The organism is Caballeronia sp. LZ029 (assembly GCF_031451275.1).
Lineage (GTDB): Bacteria > Pseudomonadota > Gammaproteobacteria > Burkholderiales > Burkholderiaceae > Caballeronia > Caballeronia jiangsuensis.
In genome coordinates this window covers 310,317-324,788 of record NZ_JARUXO010000001.1, presented here as the reverse complement: position 1 = coordinate 324,788, position 14,472 = coordinate 310,317, and the positions used below count along the sequence as shown (strand labels likewise).

General features: G+C 60.5%; 10 protein-coding genes. 2 read left to right on the top strand and 8 right to left on the bottom strand.

Annotation, left to right across the window (positions count from 1 at the left end; all coding sequences use genetic code 11):
* Positions 1 to 6: 6 nt before the first annotated feature.
* Positions 7 to 408: a CHRD domain-containing protein gene (locus QCE73_RS01595; RefSeq protein WP_309879512.1), complete on the bottom strand. Its 402-nt coding sequence runs from the start codon at positions 406 to 408 to the stop codon at positions 7 to 9.
* 221 nt (positions 409 to 629) lie between these two features.
* Complete coding sequence (locus tag QCE73_RS01590; protein ID WP_309879510.1) at positions 630 to 1,751, bottom strand: porin; 1,122 nt, start codon at positions 1,749 to 1,751, stop codon at positions 630 to 632.
* A gap of 441 nt (positions 1,752 to 2,192) precedes the next feature.
* Between QCE73_RS01590 and QCE73_RS01585 the strand changes: the two genes are divergently transcribed.
* The gene (locus tag QCE73_RS01585; RefSeq protein WP_309879509.1) at positions 2,193 to 3,128 is read left to right on the top strand and encodes a LysR family transcriptional regulator; all 936 of its coding nucleotides are present in this window, start codon (positions 2,193 to 2,195) and stop codon (positions 3,126 to 3,128) included.
* Between the two features lie 40 nt (positions 3,129 to 3,168).
* Here QCE73_RS01585 and QCE73_RS01580 read toward each other — a convergent pair whose 3' ends face one another.
* The 6 genes from QCE73_RS01580 to QCE73_RS01555 all read right to left on the bottom strand — a co-directional run bounded on the left by QCE73_RS01580 (position 3,169) and on the right by QCE73_RS01555 (position 11,253).
* Positions 3,169 to 6,492, bottom strand: a complete 3,324-nt coding sequence (locus QCE73_RS01580; protein ID WP_309879508.1) for an ATP-binding protein — start codon at positions 6,490 to 6,492, stop codon at positions 3,169 to 3,171.
* A 247-nt stretch (positions 6,493 to 6,739) separates the two neighbouring features.
* Positions 6,740 to 7,390, bottom strand: coding sequence for a response regulator transcription factor (locus tag QCE73_RS01575; protein WP_309879507.1), 651 nt, complete (start codon positions 7,388 to 7,390; stop codon positions 6,740 to 6,742).
* A gap of 112 nt (positions 7,391 to 7,502) precedes the next feature.
* A complete protein-coding gene (locus QCE73_RS01570; RefSeq protein ID WP_309879506.1) occupies positions 7,503 to 8,309 on the bottom strand; it encodes a response regulator transcription factor in 807 nt (268 codons plus the stop codon).
* The gene (locus QCE73_RS01565; RefSeq protein ID WP_035497612.1) at positions 8,306 to 8,953 is read right to left on the bottom strand and encodes a response regulator transcription factor; all 648 of its coding nucleotides are present in this window, start codon (positions 8,951 to 8,953) and stop codon (positions 8,306 to 8,308) included. Before QCE73_RS01565 ends, QCE73_RS01570 begins: the two co-directional genes overlap by 4 nt.
* Before the next feature lie 443 nt (positions 8,954 to 9,396).
* On the bottom strand, positions 9,397 to 9,933 hold the full coding sequence (locus tag QCE73_RS01560) for a single-stranded DNA-binding protein (protein ID WP_035497611.1): 537 nt from the start codon (positions 9,931 to 9,933) through the stop codon (positions 9,397 to 9,399).
* A gap of 117 nt (positions 9,934 to 10,050) precedes the next feature.
* Positions 10,051 to 11,253, bottom strand: coding sequence for an MFS transporter (locus QCE73_RS01555; protein WP_035497610.1), 1,203 nt, complete (start codon positions 11,251 to 11,253; stop codon positions 10,051 to 10,053).
* A 341-nt stretch (positions 11,254 to 11,594) separates the two neighbouring features.
* On the opposite strand from QCE73_RS01555, the gene uvrA reads away from it, so the two are divergent.
* Positions 11,595 to 14,468 (top strand): excinuclease ABC subunit UvrA, encoded by a 2,874-nt coding sequence (gene uvrA / locus QCE73_RS01550; RefSeq protein WP_309879505.1) that lies wholly within the window; start codon positions 11,595 to 11,597, stop codon positions 14,466 to 14,468.
* Positions 14,469 to 14,472 lie beyond the last annotated feature (4 nt).

Here is a 14,472-nt window from a genome sequence, read left to right as displayed (position 1 = left end):
CGCGCGTCAATTCGCCGGCATTACCTGACCACGGATCTCGCCGGTCGGATTTTCCTGCGTGTGGATGTTGAAGTACCACTGCCCGGTCATCAGATCGCCGACTTGTTGATCCGATAGCGTCGCCTGTCCTTTCATGGGGCTCGCGAGCGCTTTCTTGTCGATAGGCACCTGCACTTTCGCGTTCTGGCCGACCGGCGCGGGACCGTGGAAATGAGCCATCGTCACGGGGCCCGATAATTCGGCGTAGGTTGCGGTCCAGGTGAACTCTTTGGTGTCGGTGTCGAAGGTCGCGTCCACGGTGCCGTGGCCTTTGCTTACGCGCGGCGGAACTTCGCTCGAAGGCTGGAGATTGGCTTTCAGGGCGACGGTGTCGGCTCGAGCGGCGCCCGAGGCGAGAATCGCGAGCATCAGAACGGTCGTCCAGCGTACATGTGGTCTGCATGTCGAGGTCATTGTTCCTCTCCTGTTTTGGCGGACGGCGCGTCTTTCAGTGCGATGAGCGCATCGCCATGGTAGAGCATCCGGATGCGGGGTGCATTTCGCCTGGGTTGCGAGAGGCACACATGCGAAAAGGGCGCCTCGCGGCACCCTTTTCTGACTAGCTAAAGCTCGGTACTGATCCGATGGCTTTAGAAGCGGTGACGGATACCCGTCGACACGACGACCTGGCGGCTGCTCGAGGACGGGCCAACGCCGTTGATAGCAGCCGGTACTCCGCGACCCGTCACTTGCAAGACACCTTCAGCGTAGACGTCGGTGCGCTTGGACAGTGCGTAGTCCGTCTGGAGGCCGAACTGGTGCACATGCTCCTTACCAGATTCACCCGAGACGTTCAGACGGTAGTCGCTGTACGTGTACGCAGCGCCGAGCGACAGTGCCGGCGTGATGGCGTAGCGACCGTTGACTTCGTAGTTGTTGTTGATGAACGAGACGCTGTCAAACGTATTGCTGTCCTGGCGCGTTTGCGTCCAGAGCAGGCCGAACGTCAGCGCACCGGTCGAGTAGCTGCCGCCCGCGCCGAACGTACGCTGACGCGAGTCGTTCGTCGCATCGCCGAAGATCGTCTGAGGACCGACAATTGCGCCGAAGGAGGTGCTACCAATGCCGTTGCCTTGCATGTAAGCCGCGCCAAACTTCAGGCCGCCATTCGCATAGCCGGCACCAACGCTGTAAGCGCGGTTAGCTGCAAAGCTGGTTGCGTTCGAGAAGGCGTACAGACCGCTGAACGAAAAGCCGCCGTAGTTGGCGCTCTGGAACTTGACCGAGTTGTTTTCGTGGAACGCGTCGCCGTTCAGGTTATCGACATTGCCCGGATGCGCGAAGTACGTGCCGCCCCAGGTTCCGGCCGCGCTCAGCGGGCCGAGGTAGTCGACCACGGAGTCGCTCTGGCGACCCAGCGTCACCGTTCCTGCATTCGTCGACAGGCCAACAAATGCCTGGCGGCTGAAGCCGCTGCCGCTGCTCGAACCATTCGCCACGTCGAAGCCATTCTCCAACGTGAAGATGGCCTTCATGCCGTTGCCGAGATCTTCAGCGCCGCGCAGACCCCAGCGACTCATGTTGACGTTGCCGCTCGTCACGCCCCATGCGCTTCCCTTCTGATGGTCGGCGCCGTCGACCTGCACATTGTTCACGTACGTGAAACCTGCGTCGATCAAACCATACAGCGTGACGCTGCTCTGCGCGTTGGCAGCGCCTGCAAACGATGCGGCCAAAGCTGCGATGGCCGTGACGATCAAATTCTTTTTCATGCGTATTCCTTTGCTGAGTCGTAAGACTCGATGGGTTGCTTCAGGCCGAACGCCTGTCGAGCTTAATTTGCCTCTTCGCTCGTTTAGCTCAGCACCGATATTCGGCACGACAAAGTTTATTGCCCGGTCTTTTTGAGAAACCGCCAAAGGAAACACAAAAGCCTTTTCGAATAATTCAAAAAGTAGAATTTCAATATGGATTAACGCTTAGGCCGCGAGGACTTACAGACCGCATCACTCGCGTACCGCCTGCGCCCCGGGACCATTCAGTTGCATACATGCGACAGTGGTTACATTGAGACATCGGGCTCGGATCAGAACCCTCCGATTTTCGGGCGTGTCACGGCGCTCTAAGATCGCGCACGCGAGACTGCGATCCAGCCGCTTGCATCGATTCACATACTCGAAGCGTCGAAAGGCGCTTCCCACATCGCTCTCTCAATGAATCAACTTCAAGCGATGCGCGTCTTTCTGAAGGTGTCGGAAACCGAGTCGTTCGGCCGCGCCGCCGCCGCGCTCGATCTCTCCAACGCCGTGATATCGCGCTACGTCTCGCTGCTCGAAGTGCATCTCAACACGCGCTTGCTGAACCGGACGACACGCAGCGTCTCATTGACCGAGGCCGGGCGCGCGTACGCAGAAGGCTGCCGCGCGGTATTCGAGCAAATCGAGGCGATAGAAGCATCGGTGGGGACCAGTTCCGTCGATCCCACGGGCACGCTCAAGCTGGTGGCATCGGCATCCTTCTCATTGCTCGGACTCACACCGATGCTGCGCGAATTCATGGAGCGCTACTCGAACGTGAAACTGCGTCTGACGCTACTGCATCGTCCGGTCGATCTCGTTGCGGAAGGCTTCGACGTCGGCATCGTCGTGCCGCATCTCGTCAACAGCGGCATGCTGATCAACCGCCCGTTGGTCAAAGTGGCGTCGGTGCTCGTCGCAGCGCCGGCGTATCTCTCGCGGTGCGGCGCGCCCGTCCGGCCGGCACTGCTGGCATCGCACGAGTTTCTTGCGCCGTCCGCGGACATACACGGATCGACGTGGTCCTTTCTGGGACCATCAGGTGTGGAGGAAAGCGTCGCGCTCGATCCGGCATACACCGTGAACAGCTCGCACATGTTGCGGCAAGCGGCGCTTTCCGGAATGGGCATTGCAGTACTGCCGGAGAGCTATGTGGCGCAGGACATCGAAACCGGAACACTCCTGCGCCTGCTGCCGGGCTACACGCTCAAGGACGCAGACAAGGAAGTTTCGATCGTCTACCCGGGACGCCGACATGTGCCGGCCAAGACGCGCTCATTTGTGGATTTCGCGCTGGCTTATTTCCGCGACCGCGAATCGGTCGAGGCAGATTCCGTAGTATTTTCGAAATAGGAAGAACGCAAACGCGGCGCCGTCACGCCGCGTGGTCCGATCAAAGAATCGCAACGCCTTGCGCGTGAATACGCTCGACGAGTTCTTCGCATCGCGCGATCAGCGCAAATCCCTCGTGACGGCGCGTGTCGCGAGTCTTCACATGCAGATCGCGACGAAACTCCTCCAGCGCGCCAAGCAGCGGCCGATATTGCAAAACGCTGGCCGCGCCGACGACACGATGATGCCAATCCCGCAGATCATCTACCGTGCAACGGTCGAGCAACGTCCTAAGCGCCACGAGATCTTCGCGGAACGACGATACGAACGCGTCCAACAACGCCTTCACCGTCGCTTCACTGCCCCACAGTTGAGCCATCGCGCGCAGATCGAGTTCGTCGTCATCGCGCGGCGGGACGACGGCAACTTGCGATGAATGCGAGCCAAACTCGGACTCTGCGCTGTCGGTCACCCACCAGCGGTTCAGATGCTCGCGCAAGGTGGCAAGCCGGGTCGGCTTCACCAGACGGTCATCCATGCCCGCATCGCGACACTTCTGCAGCTCGTCGGGCGCGGTGCTCGCCGTGATGCCGAGGATCGGCAGGCGACGCGCCGTGCCGACTTCATCGGCGCGGATGCGACGCGCGAGTTCGTAACCCGTCATGTTCGGCATGTGGCAGTCCGTGATCAGGAAGCCATAGCGCGTGTCTGCCAGCGCGGCGAACGCCTCGGCACCATCGTGCACGACGTCGCAGGCAAATCCGAGCAGCGAAAGCTGATGGCGGATCAGTTCCTGGTTCACTGGATGATCCTCGGCCACGAGCACGAGTTGGCCGCTGCGCAGTGCGTCTTCCCGGTCCGGCGCTGCCATCTTCGTTTCGTGGCAGAGCGTGAGTCCCGATGCGATCTGCGGCATGCCGGTCAATGCCGCGACACAAGCCGCGCCGAGTCCGTGCCATGAAATCGGATTAACGCTCACGCGGATATCGTCTTCGAGGATTCGGTATCCGGTCGGCTTCGGCTTTTCGGTGACGTGAATCACGCGCGATCCGAGCGGAGAGGCGAGCGTGTACGTATCGCTCAGAAACACGATCTCGATATATTTGAGCGACTCAGGTGCCGATCGCGCGAGTTCATCGGGCGTATAACGCTGAAACTCCAGACCGAGCGCCTCGCCGTAATGCATGAGCGCTGCCGCCACGCGGTCGTCTTCGATCGCGACGATTCCGCGCTTGCCACGCAATCCGTCGATCTGATACCGCAAGGTTTCGACGGGCATCGTGAGACGAACCGTCATCGCCGTCCCGACGCCGACCGCGCTTTCGAGACTCATCGTGCCACCCATCAACGCGACAAGACGATTGCAGATCGTCAGTCCGAGCCCGGTGCCGCCGAAACGGCGCGTCGTTGACGTCTCCGCTTGCACGAACGGCTCGAACAGGCTCTGCTGAGCCTCCGCGGCAATTCCGATGCCGGTGTCCTTCACACACAGTTCGATGACCTGTTCCGACGCGCGTTGCTCGACCGCGCGCACGTGAAGCGCGACATCGCCCTTGATCGTGAACTTGATCGCGTTGCTCATCAGGTTGAAGAGAACCTGCCTCAGACGCACGCTATCGCCTCTGACCGTCGCCGCCACTTCCGGCGCCACGTCGACACGCACGCGCAGCCCCTTTTCATGCGCCCTTCCGGCCAGCAGACCGACCGCGCTATCCACGAGTTCGCGCAAGTCGATCGGAGTCGATTCGATCGTCAGCCGGTTGGCCTCGATCTTCGAATAGTCGAGGAGATCGTCCAGGATCTGCAGGAGCGCACTCGCGGAATCCTGAATCATGCCGAGCATCTGAGACTGGTCGGAATTCAGCGACGTGTTCTCGAGTACTTCGACGAGCCCGAGAACGCCGTTCATCGGCGTGCGGATCTCGTGACTCATCATGGCCAGGAAGTCGTCCTTCGCGCGCGATGCCGCTTCGGCGATATCCCGCGCGCGAGCGAGTTCGTCTGCACGGGCATGCTCCACGCTGGCATCGGCCCAATAGCCGCTCCATACGACGGCTCCGTCGTCTTCACGATGTGCGACGAGGTCCGCGCGAATCCAGCGCGTAATGCCTTCCACGGTCGAGCGGAACTCGGTATGCAGCGGCTCGAGCGTGCGCGCCGACATTTCGATTTCCTCGAGCAGACGCGCGCTGTCCTCGGCGTGAATGCGCGTCAATGCGTGAATCGGATCATCGGCCAGAGCGAGGACGTCCAAAGCGAGCAACTGCCGGGTATCGCCGTCGATATAGGGAAGGCTGTAGGTGCCGTCGCTTGCGCGACGCAACTGGAACACGACGGCTGGCAGCGATCGCGTCACGTCGTGAAGTCGGCGCTCGGTCTGCCGCGCGCGAGTTTCGGCATCGCGGATATCGGTGATGTCGATCATCGTGCCGACGACACCCGCTCGCTCCCCGTTCAACGCCGTGAATGCGCCGGTCCAGAAAAGGCCGCAGCGCGGCTGGTCCTGTTTGTCAGTGAATTCCGCTTCGACTTCATGTCGTTTGCCGGTGGCGAGCGTCATGCTGGTCAGTTCGTGGAGCACGCGGCTATGTGCGTCGCCCCACGCCGTGACTTCGAGACTCGTGCGCCCTATAACGTCTTCGCGCCGCACCCCGAGCGCCTCCTCGAAGGCACGATTCACCGTGATATAGCGGTTTTGCATGTCCTTCGCAACGAGCGGATACGGAACCACCTCCATCATCGTTTGCTGGAAACTGAGTTGCATACCGAGACGCTGCTCCGTTTCCACGCGCCGGTTCATTTCCTGCTGCAATCGAATGAAGGCGCGCAGCGTGACAAACAACACTGCCGCAATGCCGATGAGCGCCGGCATCAGACGCAATGCCGTGATGCTCCAGACGGCTGATTCAGCCGGCTGCGCGGTGGCTGATTGCGTCGCCGAGGCTTGCGCCGACGCTCGCCTGATCAGCAGGTCGAGCGGCTGCAACTCGGCGCGCATGGCGTAGTTCAGCTTTCCCGGCGCGCTCGACGCGACGATCATATCGATCTCGCCACGTTGAAATGCCGACGCGGCCTCTGCCCAATCGTTGAAGTGCTGCGGTTTGAACGTGACGCCGAGCAATTTCTCGATTGCCTGCAGCGGCGCTTCTGGCCGCTGAAGCGACTCATCGGCGGACTCGCCCGACGCTTCGACCAATCCGACGACGATCGGCTCCAGCGCCCGTAAGTAAATGCGCTCCGGTTCATCGAGTATGAACGTGACTGCCGCGTTCTCCGATTCAGCGCGGACGTCAGGGGCTACCTGCGTCGTGCTGGTGTGACTACGCGGCTCGGCCGCTTGGCTGGACAGCGGTGCGACCAGGCCCATCAGGCTGAGAAGAAGCAAACAACGCGCGATCAGAAATCTCAATTCAAACCCCTCGGTACGGGCGACACCGGCCACAAAAAGTTTCCTGGCCGGCTGGGCAAGCCCACGAAGAAGTCAGTTCGCCGCTCTTAACGGATGAGTACCCCTGCGCTTCGCGCTTGCCTGTCAAACCAAATGAGTCGAGTCTGACCCGCAACAGGTAAGAATCGAATCAGAACCGTCCCAATTTGCTTCAAGATTAGGCACGATCGGTGGTCGCGCCGTCTCAGATCAGGCAGACCTTCTGCATATATGCAACCAGTTCCTCTTCGCTTTCGAGGCCCAGCTTGCGCATGCCGCTTCGCTTTTGCGTCGCGATCGTCTTGCGACTTCGCCCGAAGTGATCCGCGATTTCTTGAATCAGAAGGCCGCGCGCATAGAGCTGGAACACTTCCCACTCGCGTCGGCTCAATACGCCCGCGCGCGCCGGCGACGTCCCCGACATATGACTGACCGCCGCCTCCACGCAAGGTGAAAGGAAGCAGCCGCCCGCCTCGACCACCGATACCGCGTCAAGCAAATATTCGAGTCCGTCGCGCTTGTCGATCACGCCGTCCACGCCGAGTTGAATGAGGCCCGCCAGCATTCGCGTATGTGAAATCATCGTAAGGACGATGACCTTCGGGCGACTTTCCTGCCACGCCAAACGCCGGAGAAAGCCGATTGAACTGCTCTCGCCATCGATGCCGCGCATGCCGATATCCGAGAAAATGAAGTCGCACGGGGTCGTATCGACTGCTTCTGCAAGCTCCTGTGTGTCCCGAGCAGTGGCGACTACGCGTATCGCGCCGTCGCGCTCCAGGAAGCTTTGAATGCCTTTGATGACAACCGGATGGTCGTCCGCAACAATCGCTCTTTTTAGCGTTTTTGTTCTCATTGTTTGTGCGTTCTATCGAGATTGTCCGGCGCGCAACAGTCGTCAATCGACTGGAGCGCTGTCTCTTTGCCGGCCTCTATTGATTACGCGGCTATCACGCTGCGCAATCCACCTAGATCAATCCGCTGTCTGAGATAAATCGATACAAATCAGCATCGGTCGATAAATCGAGCTTTCGCATGGCCGCACACTTTTGTGCGCTGATCGTCTTCACGCTTCGGCCGAGCTCCTTGGCGATCTCTGTGACGTTCGCGCCTCGTGCATAACGTTCAATCACTTCCAATTCGCGACTCGTTAGTTTCTGACGAATGAAACGTGCGTGGCTTTCGGCGTCAGCGAGCGCCAGCGTTCTGCGAATTCCCGGTCCGAGGTACGCCTCATTGGCGATGACCGAAACGATGGCCACGTAAATGAGGTCGAGCCTGTCCTCTTTGCTCAGGAACGCATGCGCGCCCGCTTCCAGTGCGCGTTTGACGACCGTGGCGTCGTCGTTGCGAGACAGGACGACAATGCGAACCTCGGGATATCTGTTCGCAACATGCTGTATCAACTCAATGCCGTCACCGTAGCGCCCGCCCGGCATGAAGAAATCGATAATCGCCACGTCACATTCGCCGCGAGCGAGCGACTCTTCGAGCTGTGTTGAATTTGCGTGGCGACTTACAACTTCCACACTGGGAAAATTCCCAGCAAAGCGCTCGATTGCAAGAATGACGAGCGGATGGTCATCCGCTATCGCCAGCCTTATCCGTTTAGCGTGCGAGAACACTTGGCTCCCGTTCCCCAACTCCATTGCTTCAAACCTCTTCTCGTACTGCGGACTCAACTCAGAATCCGAAAATGAAATATAAGCATCGGATACCGAAACATTTATAAACATAAGACGCATCCGAAATGAAATGCAAAACGAAATAATCATCCCAGTCCGCGTGCGCGAACAAATGCGAACAATCCAGGGTCATTCTTTACACCGAGCTTATTCATCGCATCGCGCTTCTGACGACTAACGGTGCGGACATCGCGCTCGAGTTCTCTCGCGATCTCCGTAATTGATTGACCTTTGGCAAACAAGCGGACGACTTCGATTTCTCGCGGAGACAGGCGCGGCTCCTCGTCGGAAAAGTCGGTCTCCGTGCCCGCCTCCGCGAGCGCGGCGACGAACGACGCGCTGACGAAGCGACGTCCGACGCTCGCATGCCGCACGGCCGTCCCTACGAGTTCGATCGGCTCGGCCTTGCTGACGAGGCTCATGGCGCCGGCGTTCAGGATGGAGCGCAGAATCGCGACGTTGCTTACGCTCGTGAGCACGACGATGCTGATGTTTGCAAAATCCTGACGCACCTTGCGGATGAGACGAAGGCCGTCATTTGCATCGGCTCCCGGCTCGGGCATGGCGAAGTCTGTGACCAAAACATCGCATGGCGTGACGGAGAGCTCGGCCAGCAAAGTGCTCGCATTATTTGCCTCGCCGACGACCTCCATTCCATGGTCCGCGGCAAAAAGCCCTTTCATCCCTAGGAGTACGAAAGGATGATCGTCAGCCAATACGATTCGAAGCTTCAAGGGGCCCCCGTTCAGGTTGTTGGTCTCGGTGAATTTGCCTGGATTGGCCTTGCTCGGGGATTAATCCGAGCCGGTAGACATAGGCATGATTCGTCCGAATTTGTGTTTAGTTAAATAAAACGAACAAATCGGCTTACAAATACCTAAATCAATGACAACAAGCAAATAATTACTACTCTTTTATTCTCTCGAAAAAGCCACTTCAAAATAGATTGCGATTATTTAACAGACCATAGGAGAAGTCCGATTAGGCTTTGAAGCCTTTCGGTTCCAATCCGGGCGCACCCGTCGTCCATGCGATTCCGAGAGATTAATATGCGCCGGCGGGAAAAGGGTGAGCGGGCACCGTAATTCAGAAAACGCCCTGCCGGGACGAAAAAAATGGGCCTCCGGCGATCTCAGCCGGAGGCCCATCTTTCGATGCGCGAATCGTTATCGGTCGGTCAGAACGGGATATCGTCGTCCATGTCGTCGAAACCGCCGCCTGCCGGCGCACTCGGACGGCTCGAACCGCCGCCGGCGCCACCAGCACCGCCCGCGCCGCCGCTCGGGCGTCCGCCCGCGGGTGCGCGCCCGCCGCCGCCGGAACGCTCCATCGGCGCGCTGCGGCTATAGCCGCCGTCATCGCCACCGCCGGCCGCGCCGCCACGGCCGCCGAGCATCTGCATCTGATCCGCGACGATCTCGGTCGAATAGCGTTCCTGGCCCGATTGGTCGGTCCATTTGCGCGTGCGGATACGCCCTTCGATATACACCGACGAGCCCTTCTTCAGATATTCGTTCACGATCTCCGCGAGTCGGCCGAAGAACGCCACGCGATGCCACTCCGTGAGCTCCTTGAACTCGTTGGAGGCCTTGTCCTTGTATCGGTCCGTCGTCGCGAGACGAATGTTCGCCACGGCGTCGCCGCTCGGGAGGTAGCGGGTTTCCGGGTCGGCGCCCAGATTGCCCACGAGAATGACCTTGTTGACTGATGCCATGATTTCTCCGGTAGATTCCTTGCTAACTTTCAGCCGAATGTTGCGATCGGACCGATTCCGTCTTCAGACGTAATTCGTCCACACCATGCCGGCTTGATTCGATGATTCAAATATCTCTCAGGCGGCGCGCCCGGTTCTGCGCGGCGGCGGTTTCATCCATGCCGCGACGAGGAGCCACGCGAGCACCAGCGCCGAACAAGCGTAGAAGACCGCGCTCGGCCCGTCGAGCTTCAGCAGCCAGCCGCCGATCACCCCGCCAAGCGCAAGGCCGATCGACTGTGTCGTGTTGTACACGCCCGCCGCCGCGCCCTTTCTCGTGCCCGGTGCGAGCTTCGACACCAGCGACGGCTGCGACGCCTCCAGCACGTTGAAGCCGAGAAAGTACACGAACAGAATTGCGGCCACGGACCACAGCGTATGGGGAGCGGCGCCCAATAACAACTGACCGATCAGGATAAGTCCGATCGCACTCAGCATGACGCTCTTCATTTTTCCACGTTTCTCGGCTGCGATGATCGCCGGAACCATCATCACGAAAGCGAGCGCCATCACGGGCAGGTAAATCTTCCAGTGCGACGCGACCGGCAGTCCACCTTCCTCCAGAATTCGCGGCACGACGAGAAACAGTGCCGTCTGGGTGGCGTGCAGCACGAGCACGCCGAAATTCAGACGGAGCAACTCGACGTTGTGCAGCACCTCCGCGAACGGTGCCTTGACGTGGACCGGATGCGCCGGCGGATCCGGCACGATCCAGAACACCACGCCGATCGCGAGGATCGACAGCACGCCGATGACCGTGAACAGCCCGCTCATGCCGACCCAGTGAAACACGATCGGCGCGCCGACGATCGCCACCGCGAACGACACGCCGATGCTGCCGCCGACCATCGCCATCGCCTTGGTGCGGTTTTCCTCGTGGGTCAGATCGGCGATGAACGCGATCACCGCCGACGACACCGCCCCCATGCCCTGAATCACGCGCCCGGCGATGATCCACGCCATCGAATGCCCGATAGCCGCGACAAAGCTCCCGATTGCGAACACCAGCAAGCCGAACGCGATGACCGGCTTGCGCCCGAACTTGTCGGAAACCCAGCCGTAGAAGATATAGAGCATGGACTGCGTGACGCCGTACGCGCCGAGCGCGATGCCGACGAGCAGCACGTTGTCGCCGCCGGGGATGGTTTTCGCATAGATGGAAAACACCGGCATGATCATGAAAAGACCGAGCATCCGCAGCGCGAAGATGGCGGCGAGCGACACGGTCGCCCGCAGTTCCGGCGCGGAGAGACGTGTAGACGTGGCAGACGGATTGGACATCAGAAACGGGAAAAGGATGAGGGTCGCGTATGGCCTGGCCTGCGGCGCAGCCAGGCGCGGTCGCCTTGTTCTTGCTCGAAACGGCACTATATGGAACGCATCGTGTGCGCGTACAGCTCGTCGCGCCGGCGCTCGCCCCGCAGATGGCCGGCAAGTCCCCGCGCCGGCCGATTGGCGTGCATCCGGCCCTTGGGCCCGGGAGCTGCGCCCTTTAAAAGTCGTTATAGTAGCAGGTTTGGCCCTCTCTCTTTCCGCCCGGCAATGGCTGTATGGCCCGTCCGTGCAGATGAAAGCGCCGCTGAAAACATCCGAAAGCACCCGAAAAACGCCGGAACGAACTCGTGGAAGAAATTCGTATTCGTGGGGCTCGCACCCACAATCTGAAGAACGTCAATCTCGACTTGCCGCGCCACAAGCTGATCGTGATCACGGGGCTGTCCGGGTCGGGCAAGTCGTCGCTCGCGTTCGACACCCTTTATGCGGAAGGCCAGCGCCGTTACGTGGAAAGCCTTTCGGCGTATGCGCGGCAATTTTTGCAGTTGATGGAAAAACCGGACGTCGATCTGATCGAAGGTTTGTCGCCCGCCATTTCGATCGAGCAGAAAGCCACGTCGCACAATCCGCGCTCGACCGTCGGCACCGTCACGGAAATCCACGACTATTTGCGTCTTTTGTACGCGCGCGTCGGTACGCCTTACTGCCCGGATCATCTGATTCCGCTGGAAGCGCAAAGCGTCTCGCAAATGGTCGATGCCGCGCTCGCGCTGCCCGAAGAAACCAAGCTGATGATCCTCGCGCCGGTGGTCGCGGACCGCAAGGGCGAGCACGTCGAATTGTTCGAGGAAATGCAGGCGCAGGGTTTCATCCGTTTTCGCATCCGCTCAGGCGGCGGCACGGCGAACGAGGGCGTCGCGAAAATCTACGAAGTCGATTCGCTGCCGAAGCTCAAGAAGAACGACAAACACACGATCGACATCGTGATCGACCGGCTGAAGGTGCGGCCGGACATGAAGCAGCGCCTCGCGGAATCGTTCGAAACCGCGCTGCGTCTGGCCGATGGCCGCGCGATCGCGCTCGAAATGGACACGGACAAGGAAAAGCTCTTCAGCTCGAAGTTCGCGTGCCCGATCTGCTCGTACTCGCTGCCGGAACTGGAGCCGCGTCTTTTCTCGTTCAACAATCCGATGGGCGCGTGCCCCGAGTGCGATGGCCTCGGCCAGATCACGTTCTTCGATCCGAAGCGCGTGGTCGCGCATCCGTCGCTGTCGCTCGCGGCGGGCGCGGTGAAGGGCTGGGACCGGCGCAACCAGTTCTATTTCCAGATGCTGCAGAGTCTCGCGGCGTTCTATGAATTCGAGATCGACGCGCCATTCGAAGACCTGCCCGAGAAAGTGCGCAAGATCCTCCTGTACGGCTCGGGCAAGCAGGCGATTCCCTTCTCGTACATCAACGAGCGCGGGCGCGCGTCGGTTCGTGAGCATGCGTTCGAAGGCATCATCCCGAATCTGGAGCGGCGCTATCGCGAGACGGATTCGGCCGCCGTGCGCGAGGAACTCGCGAAATACCAGAACAATCAGCCCTGCCCGGCCTGCGAAGGCACGCGTCTGCGCCGCGAGGCGCGCTTCGTGAAAGTCGGCGCCGACGATCAGGCGCGCGGCATCTACGAAATCAGCGGCTGGCCGCTGCGCGATGCGCTCGGCTATTTCCAGACGCTGCGCCTCGAAGGCGCGAAGGGCGAAATCGCCGACAAGGTGATCAAGGAAATCGTCGCGAGACTCTCGTTCCTGAACAACGTCGGGCTGGATTATCTGTCGCTGGAACGCAGCGCCGAAACGCTTTCCGGCGGCGAGGCGCAGCGCATCCGGCTCGCGTCGCAGATCGGCTCCGGGCTCACCGGCGTGATGTACGTGCTCGACGAGCCGTCCATCGGGCTGCATCAGCGCGATAACGACCGGCTCATCGACACGCTCAAGCATCTGCGCGATATCGGCAATTCGGTGATCGTGGTGGAGCACGACGAGGACATGATCCGCATGGCGGATTACGTCGTCGATATGGGACCGGGCGCGGGCGTGCATGGCGGCGTGATCGTCGCGCAGGGCACGCCGGTTCAGGTGCAGAAAGACGCGAACTCGATCACCGGCCAGTATTTGTCCGGCAAGCGCACGATCAGTTACCCCGCCGAGCGCACCGCGCCGGACGAGCGCATGCTGCGCATCGTCGAGGCGCACGGCAACAATCTGAAACGCGTGACGCTGGATCTGCCTGTCGGACTTTTGACCTGCGTGACGGGCGTGTCCGGCTCGGGCAAGTCGACGCTCATCAACGACACCCTTCAGCACGCGGTCGCGCAGCATCTGTACGGCTCGGCGACGGAGCCTGCGCCGTACGAGTCGATCGAAGGTCTGGAGCATTTCGACAAGGTGATCGCCGTCGATCAATCGCCCATCGGCCGGACGCCGCGCTCGAATCCGGCCACCTACACAGGCCTCTTCACACCGATCCGCGAACTCTTCGCGGGCGTGCCGGCCGCCAAGGAGCGCGGCTACGATCCGGGCCGCTTCTCGTTCAACGTGAAGGGCGGACGCTGCGAAGCCTGTCAGGGCGACGGCGTGCTGAAGGTGGAAATGCACTTCCTGCCGGACGTCTACGTGCCCTGCGACGTATGCCACGGCAAGCGCTACAACCGCGAAACGCTCGAAGTCCAGTACAAGGGCAAAAACATCAGCGAAGTGCTGGATCTGACGGTCGAGGCGGCGCACGAGTTCTTCAAGGCGGTGCCGGTAGTCGCGCGCAAGCTGAGAACGCTGCTCGATGTCGGTCTCGGCTACATCAGGCTCGGCCAGTCCGCGACCACGCTGTCGGGCGGCGAAGCCCAGCGGGTGAAGCTTTCGCTGGAACTGAGCAAGCGCGATACCGGTCGGACGCTATATATCCTCGATGAACCGACGACCGGATTGCACTTCCACGATATCGCGTTGCTGCTCGAAGTGATCCATCGGCTGCGAGATCAGGGCAACACGGTCGTCATCATCGAGCATAATCTCGACGTGATCAAAACCGCCGACTGGGTGATCGACCTCGGTCCGGAAGGCGGTGCAGGCGGCGGCCAGATCATCGCGCAGGGCACGCCGGAGCAGGTCGCGAAGTCAAAAGCGAGTTTTACCGGCAGATATCTGGCACCCTTGCTGCAACGGGCCAAATCGGCGGCCTGAACTA

Excerpts from the sequence above, each read along its gene's own strand:
- QCE73_RS01590 (WP_309879510.1), bottom strand. The coding sequence starts at position 1,751 with ATGAAAAAGAATTTGATCGTCACGGCCATCGCAGCTTTGGCCGCATCG.
- QCE73_RS01595 (WP_309879512.1), bottom strand. The coding sequence starts at position 408 with ATGCTCGCGATTCTCGCCTCGGGCGCCGCTCGAGCCGACACCGTCGCC.
- QCE73_RS01570 (WP_309879506.1), bottom strand. The coding sequence starts at position 8,309 with ATGATTATTTCGTTTTGCATTTCATTTCGGATGCGTCTTATGTTTATA.
- QCE73_RS01585 (WP_309879509.1), top strand. The coding sequence starts at position 2,193 with ATGAATCAACTTCAAGCGATGCGCGTCTTTCTGAAGGTGTCGGAAACC.
- QCE73_RS01575 (WP_309879507.1), bottom strand. The coding sequence starts at position 7,390 with ATGAGAACAAAAACGCTAAAAAGAGCGATTGTTGCGGACGACCATCCG.
- QCE73_RS01555 (WP_035497610.1), bottom strand. The coding sequence starts at position 11,253 with ATGTCCAATCCGTCTGCCACGTCTACACGTCTCTCCGCGCCGGAACTG.
- QCE73_RS01560 (WP_035497611.1), bottom strand. The coding sequence starts at position 9,933 with ATGGCATCAGTCAACAAGGTCATTCTCGTGGGCAATCTGGGCGCCGAC.